Raw genomic sequence first — 20180 nt, 5'->3', positions numbered from 1 at the left:
GGAGGTGATGCACAATGGGAAGTGGAAACTGGATCGTTGACAACCTGAACTCAGCCCTTGCTACCTGGAATGAAAAACTCACCGAGATTTGGACGCTCATCTCCACGTCGCCGGAAGAATTCAAAGGCGGCGGGATCTGGGACGTCATTCTCAACATCCATGACGCGCTGAGAGCCATCGGCTACGCTCTGTTGGTACTGTTTTTCGTCGCCGGCGTGGTCAAGACCTGCGGCAGCTTTACGGAACTCAAGCGCCCGGAGGTGGCGGTCAAGACCTTTGTGCGGTTCGCGCTGGCGCAGGGGGCCGTCACCTACGGCTTGGAGCTGATGATGACCCTGTTCAGCATCGCCCAGGGCGCGGTGTCCACCATTATGGACGCCTCCGGCCTCACGGCCATGTCCGACACGGCCCTGCCAGACGAGATGGTGACCATCATCGAGGACGTGGGCTTTCTGGAGAGTATCCCGCTGTGGGCGGTAACGCTCCTGGGATCCCTGTTTATCTGGGTTTTGTCGCTGGTCATGATTTTGACCGTCTATTCCCGCTTTTTCAAACTCTATATGGCGACGGCCATCGCGCCCATCCCCCTGGCCAGTTTCGCGGGGCAGCCCTCCAGCAGCATCGGCGTGGCTTTTATCAAAAGCTACGCCGCCATCTGCCTGGAGGGCTGTATGATCGTTTTGGCCTGTATTATCTTTTCCCAATTTGCCGCGGCGCCTCCCGCTATTGCGGACGACACCATGGCTGCCGCTACCATCGTTTGGAACTATATCGGGGAATTGGTTTTCAATATGCTGGTTCTGGTGGGCGCCATCAAGATGAGCGACCGGCTGGTGCGGGAACTGATGGGCCTTGGTTAATCCTGCAGGTCGTCAATATGGACGATACCGCCGCCGTTGAGGCCGGCCTCGCGCACCCGCTGGATCAAAATTTCCTCTTTTTCTTTCCCGCGCCGGCGCCGCTCCATGATGGCGGAGAGTTTCCGCACCAGGGAGTACACCCAGGACAGGACCGTCACCGCCAGCAGGATGTACCAGATCACATTGGCCAGCGTGTAGTGGGCGTAGTACCAATCGCTCAGCAGCGTCGGCACCACCAGCGCATACAGCAGCGGGATCGTCAGACGGAACACCGCGGCCAGGCGGAACAGGATGGACAGGATCAGGATCCCGGCCCCCAGAAAAATATATGCATAGAACATGGGTACACCCCTCTCGCTATTTTTTCACTTTGATGTTAGCATACCCCGGCGGACATGGCAACTCCTGTCTGCCAAAAGTCCAGGAACGGAAACGGAGGTGAAATCCAATCGAGGTACGCATCAACAAAGAGGTCCGAAACTATCAGGAGAGCCTGTTTTTCGGGCTGTCGCTCCGCCAGCTCATCTTTGCGCTGCTGGCCGTCGCTGTTGCCGTAGGCGTGTATTTTGGCCTGCGCTCTGTGCTGGCGACCGCCGAGATCGGATGGGTCTGCGTCCTGTGCGCTTTCCCGTTCGCTCTCGGCGGATTTTTCCAGTATAACGGCATGACGCTGGAGCGGTTTCTACTTGCTTATATCCGCACGGAATTTATATATCCTCACCGGCTCGTCTTCCAATCGGACAACCTGTACGCAAAACTCATGGAGCGTTCGAGTATGAAGGAGGCCCTGAAGATTGATTAAAACCCTGCAAAATACATTAAAGCAGGACAAAGAACAATTTACCGTGCCAAAATCCGTACAGGACGCCATCCCCATTCGCCGTATCTGGCCGGATGGGGTTTTTCAGTTTGGGAGCAAGTTCTCCAAGTGCATCCGTTTTTCGGACATCAACTACGCCATCGCCTCCAAAGAGGACAAGACGGCGATGTTCCTAAATTATTCCGAACTGCTCAATGCGCTGGACACTGGCTCTACCACCAAGATCACCATCAACAACAAGCGGCTCAACCGCCAGAACTTCGAGGAAACCATCCTTCTCCCGCCCCGCGGGGATTTTCTGGACGGATACCGGGCCGAGTACAATGCCATGCTCACGGACAAGGTCACCGACTCGTCCAACAGCGTGGTGCAGGAGCGGTACATCACCGTATCCACCCATAAGAAAAATGTAGATGAGGCCAGGACCTTTTTTGACCGTGTCATCGGCGACGTCACCAGCCGGCTCAATAAGCTGGACTCCCACAGCGAGGAACTGGACGCCATCGAGCGTCTGCGGATCCTCCACGACTTCTACCGGGTAGGTGAGGAAACGGAGTTCCACTTCAACCTGAAGGACAGCATGCGGAAGGGGGCCTCCTATAAGGATGCCATCTGCCCGGACAGCATGGAGTTCAAGAAGGACCACTTTGTCATGGGCGATAAGTTCGGGCGGGTCCTGTTCCTCAAGGAGTACGCCTCCTACATCAAAGACTCCATGATCAACGAGTTGACGGAACTAAACCGGACGCTCATGCTGTCCATCGATGTGATCCCCGTCCCCACGGACGAGGCGGTGCGTGAGATGCAGAACCGGCTGCTGGGCGTGGAAACCAATGTGACCAACTGGCAGCGCCGGCAGAACAGCAACAACAACTTCTCCGCCGTTGTACCATATGACCTCGAACAGCAGCGCAAGGAAACCCGTGAGATGCTGGACGATCTCACCACCCGTGACCAGCGCATGATGTTCGCCGTAGTGACGCTGGTGCATCTGGCGGACAGCAAGGAAGAACTGGACAGCGACACAGAAACCCTCCAGTCCATTGCCCGCAAGCACCTGTGTCAGCTCTCCACCCTCAACTGGCAGCAGGCGGAGGGGCTGGTGACGGCGCTGCCCTTGGGCCTGCGCCGCATCGATGCCCTCCGCACCCTTACCACCGAGGCGCTGGCCGTCCTCATGCCGTTCAAGGCCCAGGAGATCCTCCATCAGGGCGGCGTGTACTACGGCCAGAATACCATCAGCAAGAACCTCATCCTCGCCAACCGCTGGGAGCTGCTCAACGCCAACGGCTTTGTCCTCGGCGTGTCCGGCTCCGGCAAGTCCTTCACCGCCAAGCGGGAGATGGTGGGGCTGGCCCTGGCGGCGGAGAATGGTGACGGCGGGGCGCCGGACGACATCATCGTCATCGACCCGGAGAGCGAGTACCGGCCACTCATCGAGGGGCTGGGCGGCGAGGTGATCGAGGTGTCCGCCACCTCGCCCAACCACATCAACGCCATGGATATGGAGCAGGGCTACGGCGACGGGGAGAACCCGGTGGTGCTGAAGTCCGAGTTTCTGCTGTCCCTGTGTGAGCAGCTCATGGGATCCGGGAAACTCTCCGCCAAGGAGAAGTCCATCATCGACCGCTGCGCCGCCCAGTGCTATCGGGAGTACATCCGCAGGGGCTACACCGGCGCGGTGCCCACCCTGCAGGATTTCCATGCCGAGCTGCTCCGCCAGCCGGAGCCGGAAGCGCGGGACGTGGCGCTGGCCATCGAACTGTTCACCGAGGGCAGCCTGAACACCTTCGCCAAACCCACCAATGTGGACACCAATTCCCGCATCCTCTGCTATGACATCCGGGACCTGGGCCGTCAGCTTCTGCCCGTGGGCATGCTGGTGGTGCTGGACAGCATCTTCAACCGTATCATCCGCAACCGCCAGCAGGGGCGGAATACCTGGATCTATATTGACGAGATCTATGTGCGTCCGGAAGCCGCCTGAAGCAACGCAGGCAGCGCGGGACTATGCAAATTCCACCTTTGGCAAGTGGAAGGGAAAATGTGAAATCTGAAACCCTGTCATCATCCGGCTTACCCGCAAGAGAAATCCCAAGGGGAACACAGCACGCCGGAAAAGGCATAAGTCAGCCAGTCATCACGCTGCGACTGAGTGCCAAGATGAAAAGTTCTGCATGAGGATGAAAGCCAAACTGCCTGAACGATAGTCAGAGGAGCGTTATCGTCCGCCACGGCGAAAAGATGACTATATGCGCCGTGTGATATGGGCAAGTGGTGAAGGTAAATCGCCAAATGCGTACACATCCATATCAGCCGCCCGCAGTCAGCGGGAAATGACGGAAGTCGCATCCGACAGCAGAACAGGCCAATTTGCATAGTTCTAACCGGAGATGACCTAAACCGGAACGCTGGAAACAGCTATGGCCTGGGCCTGAATATCCGGCACGGTCACGGAGCCACCATAGTAGTCCGAGGGCGTTAATGGCGTCCACATGGCGAAGGGTGGCAGTTTATCCCCTGATACTGAAAAGGAAAGGTGCGTGAGGCACTATGAGAAGTCCACAGACAGTATTGGAAACCCTACGAAAGCACGCGCAGAAAGCGCATTACCAGTATGAGCGTCTTTACCGCAACCTGTATAACCCTCAGCTCTACCTTCTGGCCTATCAGAACCTATATGCGAACAAGGGGAGTACGACGGCTGGAGCAGATGGCGCTACCCTCAGCGGTATGAGCCTGAAGCGAATTGAGTCCCTGATTAAAAAACTGCGGGACCGCAGTTATCAACCCCACCCCGCCAGGAGGCAGTACATCCCCAAGAAAAGTGGAAACGGGCTGCGCCCGCTGGGTATCCCGGCGGCAGACGACAAACTGGTACAAGAAGCCGTTCGCATGATTTTAGAAAGCATCTATGAACCGACCTTTCAAAGCACATCTCATGGTTTTCGGCCCGGAAAAAGCTGTCATACCGCCCTGTCGCAGATACAGAAAACCTTCACCGGCGTCAGCTGGTTTGTGGAGGGCGACATCAAAGGGTGTTTCGACAACATCGACCACCACATCCTGGTCAACATTCTGAAACGAAGGATAAAGGACGAGGCTTTCATAGACCTGATTTGGAAGCTGCTCCGGGCCGGGTATCTGGAGGACTGGATGAAGCACCAGACCTACAGTGGCACGCCGCAGGGCTCCGGGGTAAGTCCACTCTTGGCGAATATCTATATGAACGAGCTGGACCTGTTCATGGAAAAGCTCCGGGCGCAATTCGGCAAGGGCGACAAGCGGCGGTTCAGCAACGACTATGTCAATGCCAACCACCACTATGCGCGAACCAGAGAACGAAACGCCAAAAAATGGAACACCATGAGCGAAGAAGAACGGAAAGACGCCAAAGTCATGCAGAAGAAATTACAGGCAATCCTGCTATCTACCCCCAGTCGGGAGCCAATGGACCCCAACTATCGCAGAGTTCTATATGTCCGTTACGCCGATGATTTTCTAATTGGCGTGATTGGAAATAAAGCGGACGCCGAACAAATCAAGACCGCCGTCAGTGAATTTCTGAAACAGGAATTGAACCTCACCATGTCGCCTGAGAAAACCCTGATTACCCACGGACATGACAAGGCAAGATTCCTGGGATACGACATCACCATCAGCAAGAATCAGGCGGTCAAAAAGACAAAGGGCGGCGTAAAGCGAGCCTATAATGGGCGCGTTGTCCTCCTGCTTCCAAAGGAAAAATGGATGGGTAAACTGCAAGAGTATAGGGCGCTTAATATACAAAAGGATGGCACGGGGAAAGAAATTTGGATGCCTGTGGCAAGGAACGGCTTGCAAAACAAAGAACCTATTGAAATCCTCGCACAATTCAACGGAGAAATCCGGGGTATCTACAACTATTATCGTCTGGCACGGAATGTATCTGTCCTGAACAAGTTTTGCTATGTCATGGAGTACAGCATGTATAAGACTATCGCAAGGAAAATGCGGTGCTCCGCAGCGAAAGTCAAGAAGAAATATACGAGAGACCGCATATTTGGCATAGAATACGAAACAAAACACGGGATAAAACGGGCCGAGTTCTACCATAACGGTTTCCGGAAAAGTGCGCCGTCTAAATTAGACATGGACACAACGCCGGACTATAGATACTCCATCCGACCCAAGGAAGTCATTGCCAGATTTATGACCGGATACTGTGAGCTGTGCTGTAAAAATGAACTCCCGGTTATGATTTACCAGGTGAAGAACCTGAAAAGTCTTTCCGGCAACGAGCCCTGGGAACAATTTATGTTGAAAAAGCGCCGCAAGACGCTGATTGTGTGCGAGGACTGCTACAAAACAATCACAAATTCGTAGGGTGGATAAATAGAGAGCCGTATACATCGAGAGGTGTAAGTACGGTTCGGGGGCGAGCTATGGAAAACCCGCCGCCGCGAGGCGGTAAGGCGTCTATAGTTTAGCCCACCTGCTGTTCCAGCATGAGTACAGCGCGAACTTCCTGTTCACCCTCTGGAAGCGCGTCCGCAAATACCGGGCCTGCTGCACCGGCATCACACAGAATGTGGACGACCTCCTCCAGTCCCACACCGCCCGGACCATGCTGGCCAACAGCGAGTTCCTCGTCATGCTCAACCAGGCGGCGACGGACCGGACAGAACTGGCCCGGCTGCTGAATATCTCGGACAACCAGCTCTCTTACATCACCAATGTGGACTCCGGCCGCGGCCTCATCAAGTGCGGCAGTGCTATCGTACCCTTCATGGACAACTTCCCGAAGAACCGACTGTATAAATTGATGACTACCAAGCCCTCTGACACAGATGGCACCATCGGGATGGGGCGGGCCGCGTGACGCGGCCCGTTTCCATGGGGAGGTGCTTGGATGGATAAGATCAAGGAGAAGCCGCAGGCCACATCCTCCATCCGGGAGAAGATAACGGCCGTACCGAAGGAGTTGGTCCATCGCGGCCTGGAGGATGGGACGGACCGCCTGCGGACGCAGCTCCGTGACGCCGCCCAGCAGGGGCGGCGGGATGACTATGGCGGCGACCAAATCGAGGATACCACTGCGGACAGCATGCGCCGCATGGAGCGCGGTGCGGAAAAGCTCATTAAGGAGAAACGGAAGAACCGTGCCTCCCGCGACGGCAGTTCCGCGGATTCCACCGCTGGGGATCCCGCGCCGGAGATCCGTACACGGGAGCATGAAAGCCGTGTCAACGCCGCAGCGGCAGACCAGCCGGCGGAACCGGTCGGAAAAGCCGGGCAGCGGATCAAGACCAAGGACGCATACCTGCGCGCTCAAACGGAAACGCAGGTTTCCGGCCTGTCACCAGAGCGCACCCAGGGCCAGCAACCCTTCATCCGGGAGCGCGGGCGGCAGGCAGCGCAGAAGTCCGCGCAGGACAGAGTCGAGCGGATGCGTCAGCCAGCAGGCAGCGGGCAAGAGCCTATGCAACCTGTAGGAGATCGCCGGTCTTCCGGCAGAACTGCACATGGGAATGGGGGCAGGCGGGACGGGACTGTATCGCCCATGCGGCCAAAGGTGGAGCCTGCCCAAGATGCCGGCCCCCTGCCAAAAGGGAAACGCAAAACACCTGCCATAAAGGAGGCAGGCCGTGGCAGGGCCGTGCGCCACGCAAAGCCGGTTGCCGGCTCCTCCAGGCGGGTGGTAAAAACAGCGGACCATGCTGGGAGGGCTGCGGCCCAGACGGGGCGTGGGGCCACCCGTGCCGCCCAGAGCGCCAAAGCAGCCCATGTGGCACAGCAAACGGCCCGGTTCCGGCAGGCGGCAAAACAGGCGGGGAGTGCGGCGAAAAAGGCCGCTGCCAAGGCTGGAAACGCCCTGCGGGCCATCTATGCCGCCGCCAAGAGCCTGATCGCCGCTGCGGCTGCGGGAGGATCTGTCGTCCTTGCCCTGTTGGTCCTGATTTGTGTCGTCGGCCTGTTAATCGCCTCCCCCTTTGGTATCCTGTTCGCCAACGAGCCTGCTGACAGTACCTCTGTGGCGCTCAGTACGGCCATCGCCCAGATCAATGAGGAATACGCTGGTAAGCTGGAGGAACTGCAGGCCGGGGACTACGACCAGATTATCATAGACGGCGCCCCGCCGGACTGGCGGGAGGTCGTGGCGGTGTTTGCGGTGAAAACCGCAGGGACCAATGACGGCGTGGATGTGGTCACCCTGGACGCCGGCCGGGTGGAGCGTCTGCGGGAGGTGTTCTGGGATATGGTATCCCTCTCCTCCGAGGCGGAAACCATAGACCACCCGGACAGCGACCCGGACGACGGCGAGGACGACAGCTGGACGGAAACCATCCTGACCATCTCCGTCACGGGAAAGACCGTGGACGAGATGCGGGAACACTACGCCTTTACCGACGAACAGAACGACATGCTGGATGACCTGTTAGAGAACCTCGACCTGCTGGGCGGGGCCATTGGGAATCTGGCCGTGACGGAGGCCGACGCCAAAAAACTGCTTGCCTCGCTGCCGGCGGGCCTGAGCGCCGAGCGCCGGGAGATCATAGAAACCGCCTGCCAACTGGTGGGTAAGGTCAACTACTTCTGGGGCGGCAAGAGCCTGGTCCTCGGCTGGGACTCCCGCTGGGGTACCACCATGCAGGTCACTGCCCCCGGCAGCTCCAGTTCCGGCACCTACCGGCCCTACGGGATGGATTGCTCAGGGTACGTTGATTGGGTATTCTATAATGCCACAGGCGGCGAGTATATCATCGGTCACGGGGGAGGGGCCTCCGCGCAGCACACCTACTGCACCACCATCTCTTGGGACGAGGCGCTGCCCGGCGATCTGGTATTTTACCCAGAGGACTCCCATGTGGGCATCGTAGGCGGCAGGGATGAGAGCGGCAATCTGCTCATCATCCACTGCGCCAGCGGATACAACAATGTGGTGATCACCGGCATCGAGGGCTTTACATCCATTGGCAGGCCGGTATACTTTTCGGACTAAAATCAGGAGGACCGCTGCGGGGATACACCCCGCAGCGGTCCTCCTGCCCCGTAAAGGTGAGAGGGATCTGCCCAGCGTTTCCTGGGCGGATCCCTCTTGCTTTTATGTATGCAGCCACGAGGCCATATCCCGCATCTTCGCCAGCGCCTCCCCAGGCCCCTCGATGCGGATAGCGCCGCCGAAGGTGAATACCCATGAGAAGAACGGCGGCGTGGGCGCCACATCCACGGTGGCCCGGAAGTGGTTGGCGTCCACCACCTCCGTGTCCACATCCTCCCCGAAGTGATCTATGATGTTTCGCATGGTGCGGTTCTCACACAGCAGCGTCACCCGCTGGGGCATGTCGTGATACATGCCAAAGATTTCCCGGATGTAGGACGCTGGGTCAAAGGACGGATCCGCTATGTAAGGGGCATCTGAATCCTGGATGGCCGTCATGCGGTCCACCCGGAACTGGGCCAGTTTGCCGTGCTTTTCCGACCAGCCCACGGCGTAATAGAAATCCCGGCTCCAGATGAGGACATAGGGGCTGAATCCATAGCGGTAGCCCTTGTGTTTCAGGACCTTTTCCTTTTTCGGCGTGTACTCGAAATACTGGAAGGAGATGGCCCGTTGTTTGTGAATCGCCGTCTGGATCGCGTCGATGGCGTAGTACACGGCCTCGTTGTCCGGCTTGGCCGTGCCGTCCATGTAGACGGGGCGGTTCAGGAGCGCGGCGTTGTGTCTGCTGGTAAGATGGCCTAACTTCTCAATGAGGGCGGTGCTTTTCTTCTCTGTGATGAGGTGGGAGGACTCCACAGCGTCCACCAGCAGTTTCAGTTCCGGCAGCTCAAGCAGCCGGGAACCGACGAAGTAGCGGTTTTGCGTGCTTTTGATGCAGATGACGTCCAGGCCGAAGTCCATGAGCAGTTGGATATCGCTGTACACATTTTTCCGGGTGGTCTGGATGCCATGAGTCTCCCAAAAACGGAGAATATCCGCGCCAGTTGCGTAGTGGTGCTCATCTGTCTGCTTCAGGAGAAGTTGTAGCAATAGGAGAATTCGGGAGCGCGGATCGTTTTGCATATTGGTCATCCTCAATTTCGAAGACACTCTTGGTGTAATGAGTTCGATCTCCACAGGTTACATGAGTTGTTTCTTTAATTTTTGGAAACTCTCGTCGCTGATGACGTGCTCAATCCGGCAGGCATCTGCCTCTGCGGTTTTCGGATCCACGCCGGCGGCAATCAGACGCTCGGTAAAGAAACGGTGCTTTTCGTAAATCTGTTCCGCCACTTCCCGGCCAATGTCGGTCAGGTGCAGGAAATAGTCGCTGTCCATCGTCAGAAAACCTCCATCCCGCAGGGTCGCCACCGCATGGCTCACGCTGGGCTTTGACACCTCCATATGCCGGGCGACATCAACAGAGCGCACTGTTCCTTTCTGCATTTGGAGCACTAAAATTGCCTCTAAATAATCTTCACCCGATGTGGTGGCTTGCTGTTTTCTTTTCATATTTCCCTCTTAGGACGTTCATGTCGGTAAGGAAGACATTTGCTGTTTCTGCTGGAGTGCAACCAAATGCGCATACAACCCGCCTTTTTTAGCCAACTCGCTGGGAGTCCCCACTTCAGTCACTTTTCCTTTGTCCAAAACAACTATCTTGTCTGCATTTGCTATGGTCCTCATTCGATGCGCAATAACTATCACTGTCCTACCTTTTAATAACGCTGACAAGGCAGTTTGTACCATTGTTTCACTTTCTGCATCCATAGATGCAGTTGCTTCATCGAGAAGAATAACAGGAGCATTTTTTAGCAAGGCACGGGCAATAGAAATGCGCTGGCGCTCGCCACCGGATAATTTACTTCCGTTTTCCCCGATATTCGTGTCATAGCCTTGCGGTAAACGATCAATAAACTCATCACATTGGGCGGCCTTTGCTGCGGCTCTAACATCTTCGTCAGAAGCTCCGCTACGGCCAAGCCGTATATTTTCCATTACCGATTCGTCAAAAAGGGTGACATTCTGGAATACGATTGCATAGTTTTTTAACAATACTTCTGGTTCAACAGTTTTGACATCTATGCCTCCAAGTGTTATGAGTCCGGAATCGGCGTCCCAAAAACGCGCTGCTAATTTTGAAACTGTTGATTTTCCACTGCCAGATGGCCCGACTAAAGCAGTTATTTCGCCTTGCTTTGCTACAAAAGATACTCCTGTCAGAACTGGTTCCTCGTTATAAGAAAAGTAAACATCCTTGAACTCAATATCGCAGCCAATGTTATTGCAACAGTCTGAGCCGGTTTGTTCCTGTGTATTGTCTATCTGTTTCATCCGGCCAATGCTTACAAGTGCGGCAAAAACCTCCGCTAATAGCATGAAACAGTTGGTGAATGGATCATAGATTCGACCAGCGAAAAGAAGGAACAGTATGAGCATGGGAATAGAAAGCATACCTTCAATCACCAAGTTTCCCCCTATAAGCAAAACAGCAACTAAACCAAAGCGCAGGATGAACTGAGCAGCTGTTGTAGATGCTCCGGGGGCTAACTCATTTCGGAAGGAACAACGAATAACATTCTCTAACTTTTTATCAAGTTCATCCAAGTATACATCCGTTTTTGAGTATGCTTTTAATTCTTTTATAGTATCAATATATTCTTGTACTGCGTCATAGGCGCACCTTTTTGCCTCCAGATTTTCAAGTTCCGCCTTACTCTGTGCCTTACGAGCAAGAACAACAACAATTGAGGCAACTGGTACCGGGACAATAATACAAAGAGCCATCCTCCAGTCTAAAACTGCCAGCCCCACGGACATAATAACAAACATAAGAATTGTGCCTAACAACTGTGGAATCGCATTAGAAAATGTCCTTTCTAATGCTGTACAATCCCCCATAATAGTAGTTGTCAGATCGGCTAAATTTTTCTTTTCAAAGAATGACAGTGGAAGTTTTCTGAGTTTTTCAGCCAGCACAATTCTTCGGTTTGCACTTTCCTTATATGCAGCAGTGTATGTCAAATTGTATTGTACTAATTGGGCAATCGCGATCATGCCAAAAAGCACCAGGGTAATTCCGACAAAGAACGGAATATTCCGACCTACATTAACTTGAGTCCCCGCCGCTTTTTCTAAAAGCATCATTACTACCATCAACAACAAACTTGCTGGAATGATCTGTATCAAATTGGCGCAGGCAGTTGCTATAATTCCTTTCGCTAAATCTTTTGCGCCTTGATCGCTTAATGCAAACGCACGTTTTAGCATAGACAGCACCTCAACTTTCTATATGCCACTGCACCGTTTTGTTATAATTGTCCCACATTTTAGCATACTCGCCCTGATGCTTTATCAAATCAGAATGTGTTCCGCTTTCCGCTATCGCACCGTTTTTCATCACCAATATTTGGTCTGCATCCTGGACAGTCGAAAGCCGATGTGCAACCATAATAACCGTTTTATTCTTTATAAGTCCATCAAAGGCCTTCTGGATTTGATGCTCATTTTCGGGGTCAGCATATGCTGTCGCCTCATCTAAAACTACAATAGGAGCATCTTTTAAAATAGCGCGGGCAATAGAAATGCGCTGTGTTTCGCCCCCGGACAGGTATATACCTTGACTTCCAATAATTGTATCTATTCCGTTTGGAAGCTTTTTCAGTATGTCGTCGCACTGCGCCAGATGAGCTGCCTTTAGAACTTCCTCACGGGTTGCCGATGGTCTTCCGGCTCTTATGTTTTCTAATAGGCTATCCTTAAACAACTTGGGGTCTTGGAACACAAATGCCACCATTTTCATTAAATCACCCTGTGGGATTTCCCTGATGTCAACGCCGCCAATTTTTACTGCGCCATCCTGCACGTCATAGAACCGAGGGATCAGACTGGCCGCTGTGCTTTTACCTGACCCGGAGTGTCCCACAAGGGCCGTTATTGCTCCTGCTTTTGCCATAAAAGTGAGATGTGAAACTGCGGGGTGATCGGTATTATCATATGCAAATGTCACATCTTCAAAAGCGACCTCATATGTATCAGGATATTGGGGGATCGCTGGTTCTGGTTGCTGTTTAGAAGTTAAAATCATATCGATTCTACGCATAGACTCCTCTGCCTGCATTTTATAACTAGTCATATACATAATTTTATTAAGCATCACTGCGCATGCCGGAGAGAAAATCACGTAAAACAGAAAACTTTGAATAAAATCTCTGAGTGTCGGGGTCGTAAATCCAACTAGAAAGCCAATCGGAACCAGCACTAAAAAGGATGAGTTTACGATAGCATTAAATGCAACCATGCCTTTCTTGCAAGACATAGTATAAGCAAGTGCGTACTTTTTATAGGTCTCTATCGCATTATGAAATTTGGCGAACGACTTTACAGTTTGTCCGAACACCTTGACAACGGCGATTCCTCTAATATATTCAACAGCCTCATGGTTCATTGTTTCTTGAGCGTCTTGATAAATTCTCATAAACTCAGCACTATTCTTTCCCATGAGAGAGCTTTGCAGATAAAAGGCCATTCCATATAAGATAATAAGTGGAACTCCAATACGCCAGTCAAAAATGATCATAAAGCAAACACCAGCAATCAGGGTTACTTGGGCGCCTGTTAAATCTGGCAACTGATGTGCAATAAAGGTCTCCGTTTGAAAACTGTTTTCATCAATTATTTTACGCAATTTTCCGCTTGGATTGGCATTAAAATAGCCAATTGGCATATGAGCAAGGTGCCTTAATGCTGCCATCTGCAGGTTTTTTTGAATATGGAACGCAACGATATGAGAAGATAGCAAAGCCAAAAAGTAGAGTACTACTCCCACGAGTTCTAATCCTAATGCAAAAAGGCCCCAATTCAATAATGCTTGGCCATTCAATTGATCGCCTAAAAATACAGCGATAAGTTCTCTTGCCGCAAAATATACACAGATAAAAGGGCCTATAATAAACAACGCACTGATGCCGGAAAGGCAACGGGCAAAAGTCAAGAGGCCCCTGTATCTGCCGGCAAAACTGAGAATCCGCTTAATTCCTTTTGATTGATTGCTCACCAATATCTGGACTCCTTTCAACCGGCAGAGCAAATATATGGTTTAACATAACTTCTCTGTAATCTATTTGCAATATGTCGTTTCTCTTTCTACAAACGGCGTGCTATGTTTTGCATAGCACGCCGTTTGCAGAATGGGAAAATGCTCACTTTAATGTGATATTTTGTACAGCAGTAAAGTTTGCATCAGGCGGAAAATCGTAGTTTGCAATCTTATCACTATATACTGCAAGTTGGTGAGGATACACCAGAGGTGTAGTAAGGCACTGATCCGCCATCGTAGTCAAAATAATTCCATAAATCTCTTGGATTCGTTCCTCGTCAGTAGTAGATTCCAATTCTGTAATCAGATCGGCACCGCCCGGCAAGTATGCAGCGACCTGGGAGATAATTGGGTCCATGGCCATGCTGGGATCGATATTACCGATCGTATTGCCCGGATCATAGAAACCGCCTTGTGTTTTAAATAAGGTAAGGCCGTACTCTCCAGTTGTAATCATTGCATACCAGTCCATCATTTGTGCAGACTGCGGTGTAAGTTCGATTCCGATTTTCCCTAACTGGTCGCAGATATAAACAACCAAGTTATCATCAGAAGCGGAGCCTGCTTGGTACTGGAACGGAGAGGATAGTTTCTCACCGTCCTTTTCACGGATGCCATCGCCATCCGTATCAATGTATCCTGCTTCATCAAGCAATTGGTTTGCCCTGTCTATATCATAAGAGTATACGGTTTGCTCTACATCACAATAGGGTAGGGTCTTCGGGAAGAATGTATCTGCTTTTTCATACAGGCCGCCATAAATGCTCTCAGAAATTGCATCTTTGTCTAAGGCCAATGTAATGGCTTGGCGAACAACTTCATCACCGAACATAGAGCTACTTAAATTGTAACCAATATATCCGGTGCGGAAAGATTTGTCGTCAACCTTGGCGCCAAATCCCTCAGTGTTTTGCATTTCCACAAAACTTTCGTTGGAGACGTTCGTGATTCCTGCGACAAAATCAATCTCCCCGTTTTTCAATGCGAGAATTTTAGCATCATTGTCAGGAATGCTCTTGATAGAAAAACTCTCAACATCAGGTCTTTCACCCCAATAGTAGGGATTGCTCTCGAAATTCCAGGTCTGCCCGTCATTATCTCCAGCATACATATAGGGACCTGTACCATAGGTTGCAGTTTCAAAAGTATCCTTTTTCGTTAAATCATCATTAAGTTGTTCACTCGATACGATTCCGAATGGATTCGCCAAACACAGCTCCCGCAGCGCATTATAATAAGGTTGCGTCAGATGCATTTCAACAGTATAGTCATCAACGACCACTGCATCTTCAATAATTGTAGACAGGCGGCCATAGGTTCCATTGTATTGCCCCAAATTGATGGGAACGGCCAAAAGCGATTTGGCAACATCTTCCGCAGTCAGATCGCTACCATCAGAAAATTTCACATCATGCCGTAGATTGAATGTGTAGACCGTTCCATCTTCGCTAATTGTCCAATCCTCGGCCAGACCACCAACGTATTCTCCATCTTGATATTCTACAAGCACATCGTAGAAATTGCTAAGATAATATGTGATACCGAAGTTGCTTGCCGATACATCGGGCGTCATAATTGTATAGAAATTTTCAAATCCCCAACTTTCGGCCAAAGTGATGTGGTTGGTTTCCGTTTCCTCCACAACATCATTGCCCGAAGTAACAGGCGTTTCTGAGTTTTCGCCATTGTCGCCTGTACAGGCAACCAACGAAACCATCATGGCCGCAGCCATAAGAATCGTTGCAAGTCTTTTGAATTTCATCGCAAACTATCCTTTCATTTTATTTCTGCTATGATCAATTCCAACAATGATTATGTATCAGTAATTCCACTCGCATATAAAAGCGTCTTGCTGTATTCGCTTGTAAATACTGATATATCTCCAGAAAATTCAACCTGTTCAATCAAGGTGGAATTTCTCATAACCAAAATTACGTCAGCAATAACGACGGCTAACTCCATATCATGTGTAATAAATATAAGGGTAAATGCGAGTTTCCTCTGCAAGTCAACAATTTCTTCAATGATCTTCTTGCGTAAAGGAAGGTCAAAGCCATTTGTTGCCTCATCAAAAATTAGACACTTAGGTTCTGCTGCCAAGGCCCTTGCAATAGCGACTCGTTTTTGCTCGCCCCCAGATAATTCTGCGGGAAGACGCGAGTAGTATTCAACAGGCAAATTACATAAATCCATCAGATCATGACACCTTTTTTTGCGTTCTCCTTTGTCTAAATGAAAAAAACACAAAAGAGGTTCTTCGATTGATCTACCCACGGACATTTTAGGATCTAATGCAGATGAAGAGTCCTGTTGAATAATTTGGACTTCCTTGAAGTAATTTGTATGAACCTTGTGTTTACCGTAAACAGGCATCCCATCGACATAGATATTCCCCGTCGTAGGACGCTGGAGGCCCGCAATCATTCTGGCGAGTGTTGTCTTACCTGACCCTGACTCACCAACGATGGCATACCGTTCACCATCAATGAATTGGATTGAAACTGGGGAAACCGCCATGAATCCCTCTTTGGAAAACGGATTGCGGGCAAAAGTGCAACTTACATCTTTCGCCTCAATCATAGATAATCACCGCCTTTCCAACGTACAAGCACTAAGCAGATATTTTGTATATTCTTCTTTAGGTTCATTGAATATCTGCTCTGTTGTCCCTGCCTCGACCAACTGGCCATCATTCATTATTAAAATTCGATCCGCCATTGACGCCGCTCTTAAATCATGTGTAACAAATAAGATCGCCATGCCGCCACTGCATAACTGCCTAAGTAATTGCATCAATTCAATTCGGTTACAGGCATCTATTGCTGTAGTCGCTTCATCAGCAACCAATATAGTAGGCTGATTGATTAGTGCTGCTGCAATCATAATCCGCTGCAACATCCCACCTGAAAGGGCATCAGGGTAACTCTTCAGTATCCGTTTCAAATCATCAAGGCCCAACTGTTGTAGTGTGTTGCTCACTAATAGTTGTAATTCCTGCCGCGATATTTGGGGGTTATGTAAGTAACATGTTTTTTCTAATTGCCTTCCAATACGCAGCGATGGATTAAATGCTGTCATGGGGTTTTGCATAATATAGCATATTTCTTTACCGTAGATTGCCTGCAATCGTTTCTTTGAACAGTGCAGCAAGTTTTCCCCCCTATAAAGCACCTCACCTGAAATGGAATAATTAGAACTAAGTAAGCCCATAACGGCCTTGCATACCGTCGTTTTTCCTGCCCCAGAGCTGCCCACAATGGACAACATTTCTCCTCCATCTATTGAAAAAGAAATATCCTTTGCAATTTCTTCACCCGTTTTGAGAGTAATAGTGAGATCTCTGACGTCAAGAAACACTGATCTGGTCCTCCTTGCCAATAAAATCCCGAATACCTTCACCTAATAAATTAAAGCCCGCACAACAGATAATGAGGCATATGCCGGGATAAACAATTAGGGCGGGATTTGTATAAATGCTGTTTCGAGCGTCATTAAGCATGGCTCCCCACTCCGGAGTACCAGCAATAAGGCCCACACCCAAAAATGCAAAACTTGATACCGATAGAATTGCTGATGCTATTCCCGTGGTAAAATAGACAACAAACTGTGGCAATACATTCGGGATAATGTGGTGAAGTACGATCCGCATTGCAGATGCACCAGATACTCTTGCGGATTCTACATACCCCTTTCCACACTCGGTCTTTGCATAAGAACGCGCCATGCGTAAGAACCACGCAGACATAGAAATACCAATTGCAGTGATAATGCTCGCAACAGAATTGTTAATAACTGACACTAATGACATTGCTATTACTAAAAGCGGAAATGCCATAAATATATCGCACAACAATCGGATGACCTCATCTATTAGGCCACCTTTATAAGAAGTGTAGCATCCAATAAACAATGCAATCGCTGCTAGTACTATCAGCACAGGCACCGTAAGGCTTAGTGAATATCGCGCTCCGTAAATTAAGCGCGAAAGTTCACACCGCCCCATTTGATCGCATCCAAGAGGATACTCGGCTGATGGCGGGGCATTTTTTAGTGCAAGGTTTGTTGCATTTGGGTCATTTGGGGCAAGGAGGGGTGCAGTTATCGCAATACAAATAAATAACGCAATAAGCAAAACACCAATGACAATTTGTGGATGTTTCCTCATACACGTTTCCTCCTATACGCAGGGCAAATAATGCCCGAGAAGATGTCTGCTGCAGTATTAAAAAGAACAAATAGGATTGCGCAAATAAGTACCACACCCGATATTCCATATACATCCATACTTTCGCACGCTTCAGTTAAATAGTATCCAAGACCCTGAATGGAAAAGACAGTTTCTATCAGTGCAGAGGTTCCAAAAACTGATGCGCAATATTGTGCGAAAAGTGTTATGGCCGATGGAAATGCGTTCCTCAGGACCTCGCCGTATACAATTTTAGATGTGGAAAACCCCCTCGCTTTAGCGTAAGTAACATAGTCACTTTTTAATTCGTTTATTACAGCAGCGCGCAAAACTCTGATAGAAATACAAGCAATTGGAATGGCAATAGAAATAGATGGCAATATAAGGGATTTAATACTCCCGTCTGAAATCACACTAAATATCGGAATCTCAACTGCAAAAGCAATTAGCAGAATGAGTGCCAGCCAAAAACTCGGAACACATATACCAATTATGCAGATAACTCTTGTTGCATGGTCAAATGCTTTGTCTTTCCATATGACAGAAAACGCTGATATTAAAACGGTTAAAATAGCAACCCAGAGCATAGACATAATAACTAACATACATGTAACAGGAAGGGCATTTCTAATATTATCAATGACAGGCTTTCGATTGGTAATTGAAATACCCAAGTCCCCGGTAAGTAGTCCTTTTATATAATCTGCATATTGCTCAGAGAGTGTACCATCCAGGCCAAGTTCAACTCTCATTGCTTGGATTTGCTCTTCTGTTGCGAACAATGTAGTCTTTCTTACAAGCATTTCTGCCGGATCTGTACCGGTAAATATCTGCAAGCAAAAACTGAGAGTAACGACTCCCAAAGTCACAATTAGCAAGGTTATAATACGTTTTACAATTCGCGCACTGATCCCCATACTGAACAACTGATTTGCCCCCCATTCGCTCGAGGTTAGACATCGCTAACTAACACCCTTAAAAAGAACCGCTGAACGCGGCTCTTTTCACCATTCTCTAATTAACGTCAATTATGATAGCACAAGATCATATATTCGTCTATAACTGTTTAGGTCAAGTCTTAATCCATTTAGGTCACGAGTATTTCAAACGATATGCGATAGGAGTCATTTCGTATACTGATTTGAATGCCCCAGAAAACTTTCCTTGATTTTCATACCCTGCAAGACTGGCAATTTCACCCACACTCAATGTCGGCTCTGACCTAAGTAATTCCGCAGCAGCCTCCATCCGTTTCCTTTTCATAAACGTGCCTAGAGAAGCACCGGAAATTGACTTAAAGCAGCGTTTCATACTTGATTCCGAAACCCCATAAATCTCTGCTATCTCAGAAATATTTTTTTGTGTAAAAGGATTTTCAATAATATACTGATAGACCTGTTGAGTCCGCCGGGATACTTTCTCCGTAAACTGTTGGGGCGGCTCCACATAACTGTTATCCAGTTGGCTTAATAAAAGTAAGATTTCCAGGATTTTCAGCCAGTAATACGGCAATCTTATCTGGTTCTCAACGCTCAAGATCTCTGCAAAAATATGGTCGATTTTTTGTTTGGATTTTATTAAAAGAACACGTCCTTCCGGACATAGAGTTGTGCGGATTTTTTGCAAGTCTATATGCCACTTAGAGAATTCATTGTCGAGAGTCGTCTGGGCTGTTTCTAGCTCCAAGAGAATGGTTATACCTTTATATTTATTGAAAGGGATTCTTGAATTGACAATAACCCGTTTATCATGGTATAGGCCAGATATACTTAAATCCTTTTCACCCAAGAAGGTAATTCCGCCTCCGACCATTTCAACTTCGTGTCCGCCCTCAAGGCAATAATTTATTTCTAAAAAATCTTTTTGGACATTTAGTGGCTGATAGCAAGAACTTAGATTTAGATCATTAAAAGACAGTTGAATACCTGGCGCAATATTATAACAGTGCATTTTCCCAGACCCGCTCTCATCCTCGTATCGCCGGAGGGTATAAAACTGGCGGGGCGTATCATCTGTATAATAAAATGCTCTGAATTCCGGAATATCAACAACATCAGCCATACTTATTTGCCCTTTCTTGGAAATCGTGATTGACTAAAGAAAATGATAACGCAAGTGTATTCTAATTTCAACAAGGATATGTAATTGAAGTATAATTAAAAGCAGGACACATGCCACACGGTGTGTAGCATGTGTCCCAACTTACTGAACCTGGACGGTTTTAAATGATACCCTTATGCGGCCGGGCCCTT

General features: G+C 49.6%; 15 protein-coding genes and 2 pseudogenes. 6 read left to right on the top strand and 11 right to left on the bottom strand.

Going from position 1 to position 20180, the window contains the following annotated elements; all coding sequences use genetic code 11:
* Positions 1-14 precede the first annotated feature (14 nt).
* Positions 15-860, top strand: coding sequence for a VirB6/TrbL-like conjugal transfer protein, CD1112 family (locus OCV69_RS11265; protein WP_055270877.1), 846 nt, complete (start codon positions 15-17; stop codon positions 858-860).
* Here OCV69_RS11265 and OCV69_RS11260 read toward each other — a convergent pair.
* Positions 857-1201, bottom strand: coding sequence for a hypothetical protein (locus tag OCV69_RS11260; RefSeq protein ID WP_009258932.1), 345 nt, complete (start codon positions 1199-1201; stop codon positions 857-859). The genes OCV69_RS11265 and OCV69_RS11260 overlap by 4 nt on opposite strands.
* Before the next feature lie 107 nt (positions 1202-1308).
* On the opposite strand from OCV69_RS11260, the gene OCV69_RS11255 reads away from it, so the two are divergent.
* The 5 genes and pseudogenes from OCV69_RS11255 to OCV69_RS11235 all read left to right on the top strand — a co-directional run bounded on the left by OCV69_RS11255 (position 1309) and on the right by OCV69_RS11235 (position 8662).
* A complete protein-coding gene (locus OCV69_RS11255) occupies positions 1309-1662 on the top strand; it encodes a PrgI family protein (RefSeq protein ID WP_044944356.1) in 354 nt (117 codons plus the stop codon).
* Positions 1655-3649, top strand: a pseudogene (locus OCV69_RS11250) (VirB4-like conjugal transfer ATPase, CD1110 family); the annotation flags it as partial. The gene OCV69_RS11255 and the pseudogene OCV69_RS11250, both read left to right, overlap by 8 nt.
* Positions 3650-4233: 584 nt before the next feature.
* Positions 4234-6045 carry a reverse transcriptase/maturase family protein gene (locus OCV69_RS11245; protein ID WP_007489947.1) on the top strand — a complete coding sequence of 604 codons (1812 nt, stop codon included), beginning with the start codon at positions 4234-4236 and terminating at the stop codon, positions 6043-6045.
* Between the two features lie 106 nt (positions 6046-6151).
* Positions 6152-6541, top strand: a pseudogene (locus OCV69_RS11240) (TraG/VirB4 family ATPase); the annotation flags it as partial.
* 30 nt (positions 6542-6571) lie between these two features.
* Positions 6572-8662, top strand: coding sequence for a C40 family peptidase (locus tag OCV69_RS11235; protein WP_009260280.1), 2091 nt, complete (start codon positions 6572-6574; stop codon positions 8660-8662).
* A 102-nt stretch (positions 8663-8764) separates the two neighbouring features.
* Here the strand turns inward: OCV69_RS11235 and OCV69_RS11230 are convergent, their stop codons facing one another.
* From OCV69_RS11230 to OCV69_RS11185, 10 genes are all read right to left on the bottom strand, one after another.
* Positions 8765-9727 (bottom strand): helix-turn-helix transcriptional regulator, encoded by a 963-nt coding sequence (locus tag OCV69_RS11230; RefSeq protein ID WP_009260279.1) that lies wholly within the window; start codon positions 9725-9727, stop codon positions 8765-8767.
* Positions 9728-9784: 57 nt separating this feature from the next.
* Positions 9785-10156, bottom strand: coding sequence for a metal-dependent transcriptional regulator (locus OCV69_RS11225; protein ID WP_009260278.1), 372 nt, complete (start codon positions 10154-10156; stop codon positions 9785-9787).
* Between the two features lie 18 nt (positions 10157-10174).
* Positions 10175-11914 (bottom strand): ABC transporter ATP-binding protein, encoded by a 1740-nt coding sequence (locus tag OCV69_RS11220; protein WP_009260277.1) that lies wholly within the window; start codon positions 11912-11914, stop codon positions 10175-10177.
* A gap of 10 nt (positions 11915-11924) precedes the next feature.
* Entirely contained in the window at positions 11925-13700 is a 1776-nt protein-coding gene (locus OCV69_RS11215) for an ABC transporter ATP-binding protein (RefSeq protein ID WP_044945071.1), read from the bottom strand.
* A gap of 145 nt (positions 13701-13845) precedes the next feature.
* Complete coding sequence (locus OCV69_RS11210) at positions 13846-15504, bottom strand: nickel ABC transporter substrate-binding protein (protein ID WP_009260275.1); 1659 nt, start codon at positions 15502-15504, stop codon at positions 13846-13848.
* A gap of 50 nt (positions 15505-15554) precedes the next feature.
* Positions 15555-16322: an ABC transporter ATP-binding protein gene (locus OCV69_RS11205; RefSeq protein ID WP_009260274.1), complete on the bottom strand. Its 768-nt coding sequence runs from the start codon at positions 16320-16322 to the stop codon at positions 15555-15557.
* 6 nt (positions 16323-16328) lie between these two features.
* Positions 16329-17099 (bottom strand): ABC transporter ATP-binding protein, encoded by a 771-nt coding sequence (locus OCV69_RS11200; protein ID WP_009260273.1) that lies wholly within the window; start codon positions 17097-17099, stop codon positions 16329-16331.
* The gene (locus OCV69_RS11195) at positions 17089-17907 is read right to left on the bottom strand and encodes an ABC transporter permease (protein ID WP_009260272.1); all 819 of its coding nucleotides are present in this window, start codon (positions 17905-17907) and stop codon (positions 17089-17091) included. The genes OCV69_RS11200 and OCV69_RS11195 overlap by 11 nt, the downstream gene beginning before the upstream one ends.
* Positions 17904-18845, bottom strand: a complete 942-nt coding sequence (locus tag OCV69_RS11190) for an ABC transporter permease (RefSeq protein ID WP_081029069.1) — start codon at positions 18843-18845, stop codon at positions 17904-17906. The genes OCV69_RS11195 and OCV69_RS11190 overlap by 4 nt, the downstream gene beginning before the upstream one ends.
* A 175-nt stretch (positions 18846-19020) precedes the next feature.
* Positions 19021-19989: a helix-turn-helix domain-containing protein gene (locus tag OCV69_RS11185; protein ID WP_009260270.1), complete on the bottom strand. Its 969-nt coding sequence runs from the start codon at positions 19987-19989 to the stop codon at positions 19021-19023.
* Between the last annotated feature and the right edge of the window lie 191 nt (positions 19990-20180).

Origin of the sequence: Alitiscatomonas aceti, assembly GCF_025567195.1 — a bacterium.
Taxonomy (GTDB): Bacteria; Bacillota; Clostridia; order Lachnospirales; family Lachnospiraceae; genus Alitiscatomonas; species Alitiscatomonas aceti.
The sequence above is the reverse complement of the archived record's forward strand: the minus strand, read 5'-3'. Positions and strand labels throughout refer to the sequence as shown.